The organism is Nonomuraea polychroma (assembly GCF_004011505.1).
Lineage (GTDB): Bacteria > Actinomycetota > Actinomycetes > Streptosporangiales > Streptosporangiaceae > Nonomuraea > Nonomuraea polychroma.
The window spans coordinates 7,573,511-7,587,930 of sequence record NZ_SAUN01000001.1 but is presented as its reverse complement, the minus strand read 5'-3'; the positions used below and the strand labels follow the sequence as shown (position 1 = coordinate 7,587,930).

General features: G+C 71.3%; 15 protein-coding genes. 12 read left to right on the top strand and 3 right to left on the bottom strand.

Going from position 1 to position 14,420, the window contains the following annotated elements; genetic code table 11:
- The first annotated feature begins 5 nt into the window (after positions 1-5).
- Together EDD27_RS34595 and EDD27_RS34590 are read left to right on the top strand one after the other, a co-directional pair.
- Entirely contained in the window at positions 6-932 is a 927-nt protein-coding gene (locus tag EDD27_RS34595) for a 2-hydroxy-3-oxopropionate reductase (RefSeq protein WP_479680935.1), read from the top strand.
- Positions 933-1,017: 85 nt separating this feature from the next.
- Positions 1,018-1,455 (top strand): PaaI family thioesterase, encoded by a 438-nt coding sequence (locus EDD27_RS34590; RefSeq protein WP_127936123.1) that lies wholly within the window; start codon positions 1,018-1,020, stop codon positions 1,453-1,455.
- A gap of 117 nt (positions 1,456-1,572) precedes the next feature.
- Here EDD27_RS34590 and EDD27_RS34585 read toward each other — a convergent pair whose 3' ends face one another.
- The gene (locus tag EDD27_RS34585; protein ID WP_127936122.1) at positions 1,573-1,980 is read right to left on the bottom strand and encodes a hypothetical protein; all 408 of its coding nucleotides are present in this window, start codon (positions 1,978-1,980) and stop codon (positions 1,573-1,575) included.
- Between the two features lie 86 nt (positions 1,981-2,066).
- On the opposite strand from EDD27_RS34585, the gene EDD27_RS34580 reads away from it, so the two are divergent.
- Positions 2,067-2,765, top strand: a complete 699-nt coding sequence (locus EDD27_RS34580) for a helix-turn-helix transcriptional regulator (RefSeq protein ID WP_127936121.1) — start codon at positions 2,067-2,069, stop codon at positions 2,763-2,765.
- Positions 2,766-2,823: 58 nt separating this feature from the next.
- Here the strand turns inward: EDD27_RS34580 and EDD27_RS34575 are convergent, their stop codons facing one another.
- On the bottom strand, positions 2,824-4,839 hold the full coding sequence (locus EDD27_RS34575) for a CehA/McbA family metallohydrolase (RefSeq protein ID WP_241564417.1): 2,016 nt from the start codon (positions 4,837-4,839) through the stop codon (positions 2,824-2,826).
- 85 nt (positions 4,840-4,924) lie between these two features.
- Here EDD27_RS34575 and EDD27_RS34570 point away from each other — a divergent pair, with 85 nt between their 5' ends.
- Positions 4,925-5,614, top strand: a complete 690-nt coding sequence (locus EDD27_RS34570; RefSeq protein ID WP_164903915.1) for a rhodanese-like domain-containing protein — start codon at positions 4,925-4,927, stop codon at positions 5,612-5,614.
- On the opposite strand, the gene EDD27_RS34565 is transcribed toward EDD27_RS34570, so the two are convergent.
- Positions 5,611-5,913 (bottom strand): Fe-S cluster assembly protein HesB, encoded by a 303-nt coding sequence (locus EDD27_RS34565; RefSeq protein WP_127936119.1) that lies wholly within the window; start codon positions 5,911-5,913, stop codon positions 5,611-5,613. The genes EDD27_RS34570 and EDD27_RS34565 overlap by 4 nt on opposite strands.
- A gap of 94 nt (positions 5,914-6,007) precedes the next feature.
- Here EDD27_RS34565 and EDD27_RS34560 point away from each other — a divergent pair, with 94 nt between their 5' ends.
- The 8 genes from EDD27_RS34560 to EDD27_RS55910 all read left to right on the top strand — a co-directional run bounded on the left by EDD27_RS34560 (position 6,008) and on the right by EDD27_RS55910 (position 14,411).
- Positions 6,008-6,664 carry a hypothetical protein gene (locus EDD27_RS34560; RefSeq protein ID WP_127936118.1) on the top strand — a complete coding sequence of 219 codons (657 nt, stop codon included), beginning with the start codon at positions 6,008-6,010 and terminating at the stop codon, positions 6,662-6,664.
- Positions 6,665-6,697: 33 nt separating this feature from the next.
- Complete coding sequence (locus EDD27_RS34555; RefSeq protein ID WP_127936117.1) at positions 6,698-7,471, top strand: enoyl-CoA hydratase/isomerase family protein; 774 nt, start codon at positions 6,698-6,700, stop codon at positions 7,469-7,471.
- Positions 7,472-7,547: 76 nt separating this feature from the next.
- Positions 7,548-7,919, top strand: coding sequence for a hypothetical protein (locus EDD27_RS34550; RefSeq protein WP_206641789.1), 372 nt, complete (start codon positions 7,548-7,550; stop codon positions 7,917-7,919).
- Positions 7,916-9,115 carry a DUF6395 domain-containing protein gene (locus EDD27_RS34545; protein ID WP_241564876.1) on the top strand — a complete coding sequence of 400 codons (1,200 nt, stop codon included), beginning with the start codon at positions 7,916-7,918 and terminating at the stop codon, positions 9,113-9,115. Before EDD27_RS34550 ends, EDD27_RS34545 begins: the two co-directional genes overlap by 4 nt.
- A 224-nt stretch (positions 9,116-9,339) precedes the next feature.
- Positions 9,340-10,182: a M55 family metallopeptidase gene (locus tag EDD27_RS34540; RefSeq protein ID WP_127936115.1), complete on the top strand. Its 843-nt coding sequence runs from the start codon at positions 9,340-9,342 to the stop codon at positions 10,180-10,182.
- 14 nt (positions 10,183-10,196) lie between these two features.
- Complete coding sequence (locus EDD27_RS34535; RefSeq protein WP_241564416.1) at positions 10,197-11,756, top strand: flavin monoamine oxidase family protein; 1,560 nt, start codon at positions 10,197-10,199, stop codon at positions 11,754-11,756.
- Between the two features lie 59 nt (positions 11,757-11,815).
- Complete coding sequence (locus tag EDD27_RS34530) at positions 11,816-12,328, top strand: YbaK/EbsC family protein (protein WP_127936114.1); 513 nt, start codon at positions 11,816-11,818, stop codon at positions 12,326-12,328.
- A gap of 121 nt (positions 12,329-12,449) precedes the next feature.
- Complete coding sequence (locus EDD27_RS55910; RefSeq protein ID WP_206641788.1) at positions 12,450-14,411, top strand: serine/threonine-protein kinase; 1,962 nt, start codon at positions 12,450-12,452, stop codon at positions 14,409-14,411.
- The last annotated feature ends 9 nt before the right edge of the window (positions 14,412-14,420 follow it).

Genomic DNA, 14,420 nt, shown 5'->3' with positions numbered 1-14,420 from the left:
CCAACGTGCGGGAGGATGACCGTGAGCCCCACCCAACGCGCGGGAGGACGAACGTGAGCACCATCGCCTTCATCGGCCTCGGCATCATGGGCAGCCCCATGGCCGTGCACCTGGTCAACGCCGGGCACAGCGTGGTCGGCTACAACCGCTCGCCGGCGAAGGCCAAGGCCCTGGCCGAGGCCGGGGGCCGGGTCGCCGCCTCGATCGCCGACGCCGTGACCGGTGCCGAGATCGTCGCCCTCATGGTTCCGGACTCCCCCGACGTGCGGGACGTGCTGACCGGCGACGACGGCGTGTTCGCGCACGCCGCCCCCGGCACGCTGATCATCGACTTCTCCTCGATCCGCCCCGACGTCACCCGCGAGCTGGCCGAGGAGGCGGGCCTCCGTGAGCTGCGCTACCTGGACGCTCCGGTCTCGGGCGGCGAGGCCGGAGCCAGGAACGCAGCGCTGTCGATCATGGTGGGCGGCGCGGCTGATGACTACGAGGCCGCCAAGCCGATCTTCGACGTGGTCGGCAAGACCGTGGTCCACGTGGGACCGAGCGGCGCGGGCCAGACGGTCAAGGCGGCCAACCAGCTCGTCGTGGCCGCCAACATCGAGGCGCTGGCCGAGGCCGTGGTGTTCCTGCGTGCCTACGGCGTGGACCTTGAGGCGGCGCTGGAGGTGCTCGGCGGCGGCCTGGCCGGCTCGGCCGTGCTGGCGCAGAAACGCGCGAACATGCTGAACCACTCCTTCGAGCCCGGCTTCCGCATCGCCCTGCACCACAAGGACATGGGCATTGTGACCTCCGCGGCCCGCGAGGCCGGCGTCGTGCTGCCCCTGGGGGCGCTGGTGGCCCAGCTCGTGGCCGCCGCCGACGCCAACGGCGACGGCGGGCTCGACCACTCGGCCCTGCTCCGCGGCGTCGAACGCCTCTCCGGCACCCTGTGACGCCACTCCGGTGCCCGCAGCCGGTCGGTGCGGGTCCGGCCTCACGTCCCGGGAACTGTCGGTGGCGTCGGGTTCAATCGGCGGAATGGAGACGCACACACGCCAAGGGCCGTTCTGGGACGTGGTCGCGGGCCGGGCGGCGCCGCCCGCCGCGGCGGAGACCCTGGGCTGGGAGCTCCTGCACGTGGACCCCGACCAGGGGACCATCGAGGTGGCGTTCGAGGCGGGTGATCGGTTCACCAATCCCGTCGGCGTGATCCAGGGCGGTTTCCTGGCCGCGATGCTCGACGACACCCTCGGTCCCGCGCTGGTCGCGACGTTGCCTCCGGGCCGGTTCGCGCCGACCCTTGACCTGCACGTGCAGTTCCTGCGCCCAGCCCGCCCGGGCAGGCTCGTGGGCCGGGGACGCGTGGTGCGGCGCGGCAGGCAAGTGTGCTTCATGTCCGGTGAGCTCCTCGGTCCGGACGGCGAGCCCGTGGCCGTGGCCACCGCGACCGCCCACATCCAGTCCATCGAGCCGTGACGCGCGTTCAGGCGGTCACCGGGCGCGAGGGCAGGAGGCGTGCCGACCTCGGGCTGCTGGAGGACGCGAGCCGCCACCGGCACGACCCCCCGCGCGAGCCACGCGGCCGTGCCAGGACTAGGTGACCCCGTCCCCGGCGTGCGCCTGCGCGAGCCTGGCCAGCGCCAGCGCCCCGATCATGAGGCCGAAGTCGCGTAGCGCGATGTCGTAGAACCCGGGGAACGTCAGCAGGTTGACGATGATCCCGGCGAGCCAGAGGGCGACGATGTAGGCCCCGATCCTGGGTGCGAAGCCGACCAGCAGGCCCGCCAGTATCTCGATCACGCCGACGATCCTCATGGCCGTCATGGCGTCGCCGGGGACCAGGTTGTCGATCCACGGCGCCAGGTACGCCGTCCACTCGGTGAGGATGTTGGTGAACTTGTCGAGCCCGAACAGGATCGGCGCGACCGTGAATCCGGTGCGCAGCAGTGCGAATGCCTGATAAGAGGGATTCTTCAGGCGAGTCGATAAATCGGTGCTCATGAGTGGGCTCCTAACGGATGATACTTTGTACGTTAGAAGACCACGCCTGTAACGTCAATGGCTTTCTCCGTTAGAAAGGCCGGCCGGTGCGCGGAGTCGATCAGAACATCACGGGCATCGGCGCCCTCGCCGACCCCGTACGCCAGGAGCTGTACCTGTTCGTCTGCGCACAGCCCGGACCCGTGAGCCGCGACCAGGCCGCCGAGGCGATAGGGATCGCCCGCCACAAGGCCAAGTTCCATCTCGACAAGCTGGAGTCCGAAGGGCTCCTCGAGGCGGTCTACGCCCGGCTCACCGGCAGGACGGGGCCGGGCGCGGGACGCAGCTCGAAGTTGTATCGCCGGGCGGCCCGCGAGTTCGCCGTGTCGTTGCCCAGCCGCGACTACCTGCTCGCCGGCCGGCTCATGGCCGACGCGATCGCCGAGTCGGCCAGGACCGGGGCGCCCGTCCTGGAGGTGCTCCGGCGAGTGGCGGCCGAGCAGGGCGCCGCGATCGGCGGAGGGGCGCTCACCGACGAAGGCCGGCCGGCCACCCCGCAGGCGGCGCTGGATCTCGCGGTCGGGGCGCTCAGCGAGCACGGATACGAGCCGCGGCGCGAGCGCACCCGCGTCATCATGGCCAACTGCCCCTTCCACGCCCTCGCCGAGGCGCAGCGGGAGCTGGTCTGCCACATGAACCACGCCCTGATCACCGGCCTGGTGGAGAGCCTCGCGCCGCCCAAGGTGGAGGCCAGGCTGGAACCCGGCGACAACCGGTGCTGCGTGAGCCTGGCCCTCGGAGGCTAGGAGACGAGCCTGGCCTTGGCAGGTCAGGCGACCGGCCCCCGAGCCTGGCTCTCGGAGACTAGGGAAGCCGCCCCCGGTAGACGGCTCTCGCCCGCTCGTACAGCTCCAGGTGATCCCGCAACTGGTGCTCGGTCTCGAACGTGCCGAACTCGCGCACCACCGTCTCCAGCCGGTCCAGCCACGCCAGGCACCACCGCACGTCCGCCTCCCTGGCCACGTGCTCGCCCGCGACGTCCAGGTACACCGGGCTGGTGTGCGCGTAGGCGCCGCGCCGATGGAAGGCACGCGGATGCGGCCCGCCCGAGGCGACGGCCACCACGTACGTCGGCTCGCTCACCACCATCGACATGGTCAGGTGCCCGGGCGGCCCCTGCGCCAGCACGCCCTGCGCGGTGCGGATCTCCAGCTGCTCGACCTCGGGCCCGATCGAGGCCACCACGATCTCGACCCGCTGCCCGGGCGCCAGCTCCAGCGTGTCCCCGGGCCCGTGCCCGTTCACGGTGAGCTCCAGCCACGGCCCGGTGGTGGCGAACGTGCGGCCGAGCAGGATCGCCTCGGCGAAGGACTCGGCGGTGAGCGGGCCGGCGACGTTGGCGTACACGCGCTCCCACCCCGGAGGGCCGGAAGCGGTGCCGCGGCGGCAGAAGGAGAGCACGGCGTCGGTGCCCGCGGTGACCGTCAGCCGGTTGCCCGCGCCGATCAGGCGGCGGTAGACGGCGGCGGTGGCGGCGATCGAGGAGTGGTTGAGCACGTCCAGGGTGTCGATCAGGCAGAGGGCGGCGTCGGCGACGATCTCCCTGGCCGAGCAGTTGCGCCCGCGGGAGAGCACCACGTCGGGCGGGTCGTCGTCGTCGAACGGGGTGTGGAACGGATGCCCGTACCCGGTGATCGCACCGAGCGCGCGCAGCTCTTCGAGCGCGGCCGCGTTGGGCGGCCAGTCCACCGTGTGGAGGAAGCCGGTGTGGTAGCGCTTGGGCAGGCCGCGCAGGCCGAACGCGCTGAAGTGCCCGACCAGGTCGTTGCGGTATTCCACCCCGATCCTGGCCAGGTGCCGCTCGTCCGACCACGGCAGGTCCTCGCCCACCCAGTGCTCCAGCGCCTCCACGTCGTAGACCCGCTCGCTCGCGACGTTGCCCGCCACGAGGTTGAGCACGTGCAGGTCCTCGCCGTGCTGCGCGGCCGCGGCCAGTGCGGGCGCGGCGGGCTCCTCGCCCATCCAGTTGAGGTGCACGTGCAGGTCGCCGCCGTACCAGCCGCGGGCGGCGGCGTCGTACAACCGTTCGGGCGTCAGCTCCACCAACGTCTCCCGGCCCGCGTCAGGGGTCACCACGACTTCGGCGGAGGTGTACTCCATGCCCCTGGTCACCGTCACCGTGATCGGCTCGGCGGGCACGGTGACCACGAGGTCGTCACCGTGGAAGAACGGCCTGCGGTGGGCGTCCAGCTTGGGCGGGGCGCCCTCGGGATACCAGCCCTGCCCGTTCGCGCCCGTCACGCCCCACCGGCACGGGAACCCGGCCCGCACCCGGATCGTGGCCGCGGCGGCCCGCCTGGCCAGCGGCGACAGGTCCACCGGCCGGCCGCCGACGGTGACCTCCCGCACGAGCTCGACAACTTTGGCGCCGCGGGGCGGCACCACGTACGCCGTGCCGTCCACGACGACCTCGACCGGCTCGTCCGTGCTGGAGTCCAGCAACAACGCCGTGCGGAAGGGGCCGTCGTCCAGCACCACCCGCGTCTCGGCCGCCAGCGTGGCCCCCTCGGGTGTGAGGCGCAGCGCCGGCAGGTTGTCCGGCACGTCGCCGCCGAGAGCGTCGCGGAGCAGCCGGTCCAGGTCCACCTCCCCCATGTGGTCCTCGAGCTCCTCGGGGGGAACGTCGGGGTAGCGCTCGGCCAGCTGGCTCAGGGCCGTGCCCCAGTAGTCGTGGCGGGAGTCGAGGAAGACCGTGGCCCACGCCTGGTCGACGTAGGAGATGGGCGGCTCGCCCCAGCACGGCCCGTGGGCGTCACGCAGGGAACAGTAGTCGGACCACGCGCGGGCGACGGAGTCGGGTAGCAGCGGATCGTCACACATCGGATACCCCCTGAATAGGCCGCGCCGTCATCGTGACACGGAGGAAGAGCCCATGCGAGCGAAATCTGGGGGTACGGGAGAACGCATGACGCACATCATCGATCGCGAAGCCGTACAGGACCTGGTCGCGGCCCGCCAGGCCCAGCTGGTCGAGGTGCTGCCGAAGGAGGAGTACGCGTGGGCGCACCTGCCCCGGGCCGTGAACCTGCCGCTCGGCGCCCTCGACGAGGGCTCCTCGGCGCTGGACCGGGCGCGGCCGGTCGTCGTCTACTGCCACGACGCGCTGTGCGATCTGAGCCCGCGCGCCGCCCACCGGCTCGAACGGCTGGGGTTCGGCGAGGTGCACGACTACGGGGCGGGCAAGATGGACTGGCTGGCGGCCGACCTGCCGTACGAGGGGGAGGCCCATCTGGTGTCGCAGAACGTGCGCCGCGACCCCGTGACCGCCGGCCTGGACGACCCGCTGGAGGAGCTCACCGAACGCATCCTCGGCGACCCCGCGGGGCTGGCGGTGGTCGTCGACGCCGACGACGTGGTCCAGGGCGTCGTCGGGCCGCGCGAGCTCAAGGGCGCCGACATGGCGGGCACCGCCGAGCAGGCCATGCGGGTCGGGGTGACCACGGTGCGCCCGAGCGAGCAGCTGGAGCCGCTGATCCAGCGGATGGATCGGGCGAAGGTGGACCACGTCGTCGTCACGCAGGCGGACGGCACGCTGGTGGGTCTGTTCGGGCTCGGAGACGTCCGCCCGCAGGCGTCGGAGTCCGATCTGGGTTAGGGGGCCGGCCTCGGTGAGGTCCGCCGGTCCAGGCGGAACGTCGGCTGCCCCGGGGTGCCGGGCTGGGCGTCGAGCGACTTGTCGTCCAGGAGCGCCACGGTGTCCTCGGCCACGAAGACGCGTACGTCCTCGGTCTCGATGATCTGGTCGCCGGCCTGCGGCTGGCTGGCCAGGGCGAGTTCGAGCGCGCCGGCCTCGTCGGCCTTCGCGGAGATGCGCAGGCCGGCGTCGGCGGGTACGTCCACGCCGGCCATCACGTCGCGGATCGCGACCACGGCGTTGTGAGTCAATGTCAGCACAGCAAGCTCCTTCACCATCGAGAACCTCCGCCTCCCCAGCAGTGAAATGCCCAAACGCGGCATGCCGGGTCGGCCGCCGGGTAGCGGGATCGACATGAGCAAGAGCGACAAAGCGCTCCTCGACGTCCTGCTCGACCGCTACGGCAGCACGTTCGCGGGCGAGGCCGGCATCAAGCTGTCCGACCAGCCGAGGCCGCTGTACCAGCTGCTCGTCCTGGCCACCCTGCTCAGCGCGCGGATCTCGTCCGGCGTGGCGGTCGCGGCCGCCAAGGAGCTGTTCAAGGCCGGGTACGGCACGCCCAAGGGCATGCGGGACGCGAGCTGGCAGGACCGGGTGGACGCGCTGGGCCGCGGCCACTACCGCCGCTACGACGAACGGACCGCCACCATGCTCGGGGACGGCGCCGAACTGCTGCTCGACCGCTGGAAGGGCGACCTGCGGCGGCTGCGTGACGAGGCCAAGGGCGACGACAAAAGGATCGCCTCGCTGCTGATGGAGTTCCCCGGCATCGGGCCGACCGGGGCGGACATCTTCCTGCGCGAGGTCCAGGCCGTGTGGCCCCAGGTCGCGCCGCACCTGGACAAGCGCGTGCTGGACGGCGCGGGCAAGCTGGGGCTGCCGCGCCAGGCCCGTCCGCTTGCGGAGATGGCCCACTCGGGCGAGGAACTGGCCCGTTTGTCGGCGGCACTCGTCCGGGTGTCGCGCAGCAAGAAGACGGTTGATGAGGTGAAGTCTGCGGCTGTCCAATGAGGACGGCAGGTTCCCCATTGGTAGGTTCGGACCATGGGTGAGTTTGTAAGCGTCGAGGTAGCCGACCAGATCGCCACCATCCGTCTAGACCGTCCGAAGATGAACGCACTCAACGGCCAGGTCCAGCTGGAGATAGCCGAAGCAGCGCGCCTCGTGGACGCCGACCCGCAGGTGCAGGCGGTGATTCTGTACGGCGGCGCGAAGGTCTTCGCCGCGGGCGCCGACATCAAGGAGATGGCCGACATGTCCTACGCGGACATGGCCACTCATTCCCGCACGCTCCAGGCATGTTTCACCGCGGTCGCCCAGATCGGCAAGCCGGTCATCGCCGCGATCACCGGTTACGCCCTGGGCGGCGGCTGCGAGCTCGCCCTGTGCGCCGACTTCCGGGTCGCCGGCGAGTCGGCCAAGCTGGGGCAGCCGGAGATCCTGCTGGGCATCATCCCCGGCGCCGGCGGCACGCAGCGCCTGCCCCGCCTCATCGGCCCGGCCCGGGCCAAGGACCTGATCTTCACCGGCCGCCATGTGCCCGCCGCCGAGGCGCGGGAGATGGGCCTGGTGGACCGGGTGGTGCCGGACGAGCAGGTCTACACGGCCGCGCTCGAATGGGCCGCCACGTTCGTGGGCGGGCCCGCGGTCGCGCTGCGCGCCGCCAAGCAGGCCGTCGACCAGGGTCTTGAGGCGGATCTCGACACGGGCCTGGAGATCGAGCGGCTGCAGTTCTCCGCGCTCTTCGCCACGGACGACGCCAAGATCGGCATGAGCGCGTTCGCCGAGAAGACCAAGCCCAAGTTCACCGGCCGATAGGGACCGCTGCGCACGGCCGGACCCGTTCCTGTAGGTCGTCCATTTGGCCGTGGGTTTGCCAGTATGGTGGCGTTTCATGATGCGCGTCCTGGTCCCTGCGCGGCTTCGCAAGGCCGTGCGCACGTGGTTCGACTCCCGCTACATCTCGATCGCCGACCACCGTCAGGACATCAAAGACGCGCTTTGGGAGGTGCAGACGCTCCGGCGGGAAGTGGCTACCCTCCAGGGCGAGGTGGCGAGGCTCAGGAACGCCAAGCCGCCGGCCGCGGCCGACAAGGCGAAGATCGACGACACGTACCGGCTCGCCCAGGAGACGGCGAAGGCGCTGGACGGGGTGCTGCAGAACGAGGTCCTCGTCTGGCAGGCCATCGACGAGCTGCGGGGCGAGCTCCGCCGCGCCGGAGCTCGCGGGAGCTCGGCCGAGCCGGGGGAGCGGCCTTGCGTGTGACCTGGACCGGCGGGGACCTGAGCTTCCGGCTCGACCCCGAGGACGAGATCATCGGACGCGCCTCCGACGAATACCCGGTCAAGCTGGCCACCAACTCCTGCTCCGTCGGCGGCGTCCCCGGCGACGCCCACCCCGACCTGTTCGCGGTCGCGGCCTGGACGATCGTCGCCCCCTGGACCCGGCGGCGGGTCTGCTTCGACCGGGCCATCTCGCCCGAGGTCGCCGCCGCGCTCCACGACGGCTGGGGCGTCGAGGCCGGCCCCGTGGGAGCGCAGCCGCGGCGGGCCGGGCGCACGCTCGCGATCTCCTACAGCGGCGGCGCGGACTCCGTGGCCGCGGCCACGATCTACCCTGAGGCGCCCTTCGTGCACTTCCGGCGGGTGCCGCACCGGCGCGTGCCCAACCGTTGGCCGCATTACCAGTCCGATGTGCTCGCCAAACTGGCCACGGCGACCGGGCGGGAGGTGACCGTCGTCACCTCAGACCTCGAGTTCACGCTGGCCGAACCCCGCCCCGGCTACCCGGAGCACCACGCGGTGGCGGCCGGGGCGTTGCTCCTCGCCGACCGGCTGGACCTCGGCGGGCTCGGCTTCGGCTACGAGCTGGGCTCGCGCTGGCTGGGGGGCGACCGCTACCTGCACCGGTACACACCCGACAACCCCATGTGGGCGCCGCACGGCGCTTGGGGCCGCCTGTTCGCCGCCGCGGGCGTGCACATCGTGCTGCCCGTCGGCGGGGTGAGCGAGGCGGTCACCATGCGTGTGGCCCTGAACTCCGGGCTCAGGGGCCAGGTCCGCTGGTGCCTGCGCGGCACCGACGGCCCGTGCCGCACGTGCGGGAAGTGCCTGTACAAGGAGCTCATCCAGGCCGCCGTCGAACGCCGGCCCCTCGACACGCCCGTCACCGCCGACCGGCCCGTCGCCCGCAAGTGGCTCGCGAAACCGCCGTACGGCGGACAGGAGATGATCGAGTACGCGCTCGCTCGCATACCGGGCATCGAAGACACACTGTTCGCTCCCGCGCTCGACTACTTCGAGGCCACCGAGGAGTCCACGAGCTGGCTCGACCACTGCTACCCGAAGGCGATCGACGAGATCCCGGCGCGGTGGCGGGAGCAGGCGGCCGCTTTCATGACGGCCGAGGTCGGGTTCATGACCGAGAACGAGGCACGCCGGGTGGAAACATGGGGCTCCTGACCCGGCCGGTTCCCGCCGCCCGTTCCGGCCCCGCCCGTGCGCGGCGCTTGCCGGCCCCGGACCAAGGCCCACGCGACCGGCCGGATCGGCATGCGTACCGTGTGGCTGCGGCGGCCGGCCGGATGCGGTGGCCAACGGGCCGGCCGGGAGGGCAGGCCGCCACCAGGGGCGGTGGAGGCATGGGACGGTGCCGTGTGGGAGCGGCCAGGTGAGGAGCTGACTGCGTGAAGGTTTACTTGTCGGTGGACATGGAGGGCGTGACGGGGCTGACCGACCCCGAGGAGATGCACGCCGGCAAACGCGGCTACGAGCGTGGTTGCGAGTTGATGACCGCCGACGCCAACGCCGCCGTCGAGGGCGCGTACGAGGCCGGGGCGACGAGCGTGCTGGTCAACGACGCCCACGGCTCCACCAAGAACCTGAGGATCGACCTGCTGGACCCGAGGGCGTCCCTGATCCGGGGACCGGGCAAGGCGCAGCGCATGGCCCAGGGGCTCGACGGCTCGTTCCAGGCCGCCGGCTTCGTCGGCTACCACGCCCGCGCCGGCGTGCCGGACGGCGTGCTCAACCACACCTGGATGGGCAAGGAGATCCAGAACGTCTACCTCAACGGCGAGTTGTGCGGGGAGACGCGGCTCGTCGCGGCGTGCGCGGGGTTCCACGGTGTGCCGGTGGTGCTGGTCACCGGGGACGAGGCGGTCGGTGCGGAGGCGCGCGAGCTGCTCGGCGACGTCGAGACGGTGGCGGTGAAGAAGGGGATCGACAAGTTCTCGGCCGAGCTGCTGCCGCCGAGCGTCGCCCAGGCTCGCATCCGTGAGGCCATGGCTCGGGCGCTGGGGCGGTTGAGCGACTTCACGCCGTACCATGTGGCGGCGCCGTACACGCTCGGGGTGGAGTGGAACTCCACCGCCATCGCGGCGGCCGTCGCGCTGGTCCCCGGCGTGAAGGTGGTCGGGGCGCGGCACACCGAGTTCACCACCGATGATTTCACCCAGATCATGGCGCTGTTCGGCATCTTCGCCACCATCGGTGGCCAGGTCGCCTGCGGCAGCGGACCCTACGGCTGAGGAAGGGGAGCGGCTTGGAAGGCGGGAGCTCCGCGGCGCTGACCCGGCGGGGACTGCTCGTCGGGATCGGGGCGGTGGGCGGCGCGGGCGCCATGTACGCCGCCATGGGCGCCCTCGGCCTGGCGCCGGCGGGGCAGGACAAGCAGTTCGCCGCCCCCCGGCCGGGCGACTTCGCCCTGCGCGGGAAGGCCGCGGCCAAGGTGGTGATCCTGGGCGCGGGCGTCGCCGGCCTGACCGCCGCGTACGAGCTCGGCAAAGCCGGCTACGACTGCACCCTCCTGGAGGCCAGGGAGAAGGCGGGCGGCAGGAACCTGACGTTGCGCGGCGGTGACCGGCTGACGGAGCTGACCGGCCCGGCCCAGGAGGTGACGTTCGGCGAGGGCGTGTACTTCAATGCCGGCCCCGGCCGCATCGCCCCCTGGATGGTGACCCTCGACTACTGCCGCGAGCTGGGCATCCCCATCGAGACGTTCGTGAACAACAACGCCTCCGCCTACGTGCACACCAACGGCCAGACGAGGCGGGCCCGCACTGCCCGAGCCGACATGTACGGATATGTCGCCGAATTACTCGCCAAGGCCACCAACCTCGGCGCCCTCGACAAGGCCATCACCAGGGACGACCAGGAACGCCTGCTCGAATTCCTCAGAAGGTTCGGCGACCTCGGCCCCAAGCTGGAGTACGAGGGCTCGCCTCGCCGCGGTTTCGTGAAATATCCCGCCATCAACCGCGGCACCCCCCTCGACGCCCCCGGCACCCTCCGCCAGGTCCTCGCCGCCGGCACCGGCCGCGCGATCACCAACGACTTCGGCTACGACCAGGCCACCCCCATGTTCCAGCCCGTCGGCGGCATGGACATGATCGTCACCAAGCTCACCGAGGCGGTCGGCCAGGACCGCATCATCACGGGCGCCAAGGTCACCAAGATCACCGCTCTGGACGACGGCGTGGAGGTCGTCTACGACGGCGGCACGATCAAGGCCGACTACTGCGTCGCCACCCTCCCGCCCCACATCCTCGCCAAGATCCCGCACAACCTCGGCGCCGAGGTCACCGCCGCGCTCAAGACCCCGGTCCCCGTCGCCGCCGGCAAGATCGGCCTGGAGTACGGCAGACGCTGGTGGGAGCTGGAGGACCGCATCTACGGCGGCGTGACGGAGACCGACCTCGACATCACGCACATCTGGTATCCGTCCCACGACTACCACTCCGACCGTGGCGTCATCGTCGGCTACTACAACACCGAGCGCCACGCCGAGCTCTACGGCGCCCTCACCCCGGAGGACAGAAGGCGCAGGGCGCTCACCCAGGGCAAGAAGATCCACGGCGAGAAGTACCGCCAGAACCTCCTGTCCAGCGTCTCCATCGCCTGGGAACGTCAGCCCCACATCCAGGGCGGCTGGGTACGCTGGCCGGCCTTTGATTCGTCCTTCACTCTTCTGCAACGCCCCGCGGGAAGGGTTTACTTCGCGGGCGACTGGCTCACCCACCTGATCGCCTGGCAGGCGGGGGCCATGGAGTCCGCCCGCGGCGCCGTCACCCAGCTGCACCAGCGCGTGTTGCAGTCTCCGTGACGGCACGCTGCTCCGCGGACCGGCGTAAGGTCCGAGGAGATGGCGATCGAGGAGATGGGATGGCATTGCACTGGGTCCCCGCGACCGAACGGACCGACCTTCTGGCCGATCCCGTGGCTCACGCCGTGGCCGGCATGGAGGGCGTCGAGGTGGCCGAGATCGACCCCGACCTCGCCGACACCGCGGCGTTCTGCGAGCGGTATGGCGTACGGCTCGACGAGTCGGCCAACTGCGTGGTCGTGGCGGCCAAACGGGGCGGCGAGACGCGCTACGCCGCCTGCATGGTGCTGGCGACCATGCGTGTCGACGTGAACGGCGTCGTACGCAGGCATCTCGACACCCGCAAGGCGAGCTTCGCGCCGATGGCCGACGCGGTGGAGCTGACCGGGATGGAGTACGGCGGCATCACGCCGCTCGGCCTGCCCGACGACTGGCCGATCCTGGTGGACGCGCACGTCGCCGAGCATCCGAGGGTGGTGATCGGCAGCGGCGTGCGCAGGTCGAAGCTCGCCGTGTCCGGCGCCGCGCTGTCCGGGCTGAAGCGGGCCGAAGTCCTGGCCTTGGCAAACTGAAGCCGATTCGAGACCGTTGGATGGGAAACCGATGAGGCCATTGCGGACGTTGTACGAGTGGGAATGTGGCCTCATGGTTCATCTCGTGGGCGGGGATTAAGCCGGTATGGTGCTTCATGCCATGAACGATGACCGACTTGGCCCTTACCGGCTGCTCAGGCGGCTCGGTGAAGGCGGGATGGGCGTTGTCCACCTCGCTGTCGACCCGCAGGGTCGGCAGGTGGCGGTCAAGGTCCTGCGCGCAGAGGTCGCCGGCGACGAGGTCGCCAGGCGGCGGCTTTCGCGCGAGGTCGAGACCATGCGCCGGGTCCGCAGCAAATACATCGCGGAGGTCGTCGACGCCGACGTCACCGGTCATCGCCCGTACATCGTCACCCGTTTCGTGCCCGGCCGCCCCCTCGACGAGATCGTCAAGGACGACGGCCCGCTCGACCTGCCCGCGCTGATCAGGGTCGCGCACGGGGTGGCGTCGGCGCTGGCCGCCGTGCACTCGGTAGGCGTGATCCACCGCGATCTCAAGCCCGGCAACGTCATGATCCTGGACGGTGACCCCGTCCTGATCGACTTCGGCATCGCGCAGGCGGTCGACGCGACCAGGCTGACGCAGACGGGCATGTTCATCGGCACGCCCGGCTACCTCGCGCCCGAGATCATCGAGGGGCAGGAGGCCGGGCCCGAGGTCGACGTCCACGCGTGGGCGGGCACGCTGCTGTTCGCGGCGACCGGCCAGCCGCCCTTCGGCAAGGGCACGCTGGAGATGATCTTCTACAACATCACCGCGGGCAAGGCCGAGGTCAGCGCCGCCCCGGCGACGTTGCAGCCGCTGCTCAAGGCGGCCTTCCAGCGCAGCCCGGGCAAACGTCCCAAGGCGGCCGAGCTGGCCGAGCAGACGGCCAGGATGTTGCCCAAGGCGCCGCCGGTCGGCACGCCCGACGAGATCTCCACTGTGCCGCGCTCGTCGGAGCTGCAGCCGCCGCCGCGGGTGACGGACAAGCCGGCCTATGACATCTCGACGCCGCCGGTGACGCCCAGGCGGCTGCTCGAAAGCCAGGAGCAGCCCGCCGTGCCGCCGCAGGAGCAGCCGTACGTCTCGCTGCTGCCCAACCAGGCCGACCCCTATCCGACCCGCCGGGTGACGCCCGAGGAGTTGCGGCAGATCCAGCGCGAGGGCGCGGCGGTGCCGCCCAGCCAGCCGTGGCCGCAGCAGGCCGGCAACCACCTGGCCGCGCCCGGCGAGACCGACCTGCCGACCAGGCGCGTGCGCCCGGACTCGCCGGATTACGGCAGGCTCAACGCCAACCCGGGTCCCGTCCCGCCCGCCCCCGACATGGGCCGGGTGGGCCATGGCCCTGACGTGCCGGACTACGGCAGGCCCAGCCCCATGCCGGTCCAGCCGCCTCCTTACATCCCGGCGCAGCCGCAATACCCGCCGGACCGGATGGCCAGGCATGAGCCGTACATCCCGGCGGGGGCGCCGGGCAAGGCACTGCAGCGTTCCAGGGCCTACGGGGTGGCGAGCGCGATGTTGCTCGTCCTCATGACCGTGGCGGCCGTGCTGGCGCCCGTGCTCGTGGCCGTCGTGGCCATCCCGATCGCGGTGCTGCTGCGCGCGGCCGACCTGGCGCAGCCCCAGCTGACCGCCCGGCGCGCCGCCGGGGCCGCCGCGCTCGACGTGATCAGGGTGTTCGCCTTCCCGAAGGCGCTGGCCAAGTCGGTGGGCATCACGCTCGCCCTGGTGCTCTACGCGCTCATCCTCGGACTGCCGGTGACGCTGCTGCTCACGGTGGTGGCCAGGATGGACCCGGCCAACGCCCTGGCCTGGGGCGCCGCGGTGGCGTTGTGGACCGTTTGCGCCGGTCCCGGAGTGGAGGGTCCTGGCAAGCAGATGCGCAGAACGCTCTCATCGCTCGTACCCTCGAGAACAGCGGCGATGGTGATGTCGGGAGTCCTTGCGGCGGGTGCCGCGCTCTCGCTGATCCTCGCTTATGGCACGTTCGGGGACAACGCAAGGGGGGCCGTATGGACTCCGCTGAACGTCGATCCAGTGGTGGAGCTGCTCGAGGAGCTGAAGGACGGGGGATGATACGGGGAA

Excerpts from the sequence above, each read along its gene's own strand:
- EDD27_RS34575 (WP_241564417.1), bottom strand. The coding sequence starts at position 4,839 with ATGTGTGACGATCCGCTGCTACCCGACTCCGTCGCCCGCGCGTGGTCC.
- EDD27_RS34530 (WP_127936114.1), top strand. The coding sequence starts at position 11,816 with ATGGCATTGCACTGGGTCCCCGCGACCGAACGGACCGACCTTCTGGCC.
- EDD27_RS34585 (WP_127936122.1), bottom strand. The coding sequence starts at position 1,980 with ATGAGCACCGATTTATCGACTCGCCTGAAGAATCCCTCTTATCAGGCA.
- EDD27_RS34570 (WP_164903915.1), top strand. The coding sequence starts at position 4,925 with ATGACGCACATCATCGATCGCGAAGCCGTACAGGACCTGGTCGCGGCC.
- EDD27_RS34550 (WP_206641789.1), top strand. The coding sequence starts at position 7,548 with ATGATGCGCGTCCTGGTCCCTGCGCGGCTTCGCAAGGCCGTGCGCACG.
- EDD27_RS34560 (WP_127936118.1), top strand. The coding sequence starts at position 6,008 with ATGAGCAAGAGCGACAAAGCGCTCCTCGACGTCCTGCTCGACCGCTAC.
- EDD27_RS34590 (WP_127936123.1), top strand. The coding sequence starts at position 1,018 with ATGGAGACGCACACACGCCAAGGGCCGTTCTGGGACGTGGTCGCGGGC.
- EDD27_RS34555 (WP_127936117.1), top strand. The coding sequence starts at position 6,698 with ATGGGTGAGTTTGTAAGCGTCGAGGTAGCCGACCAGATCGCCACCATC.
- EDD27_RS55910 (WP_206641788.1), top strand. The coding sequence starts at position 12,450 with ATGAACGATGACCGACTTGGCCCTTACCGGCTGCTCAGGCGGCTCGGT.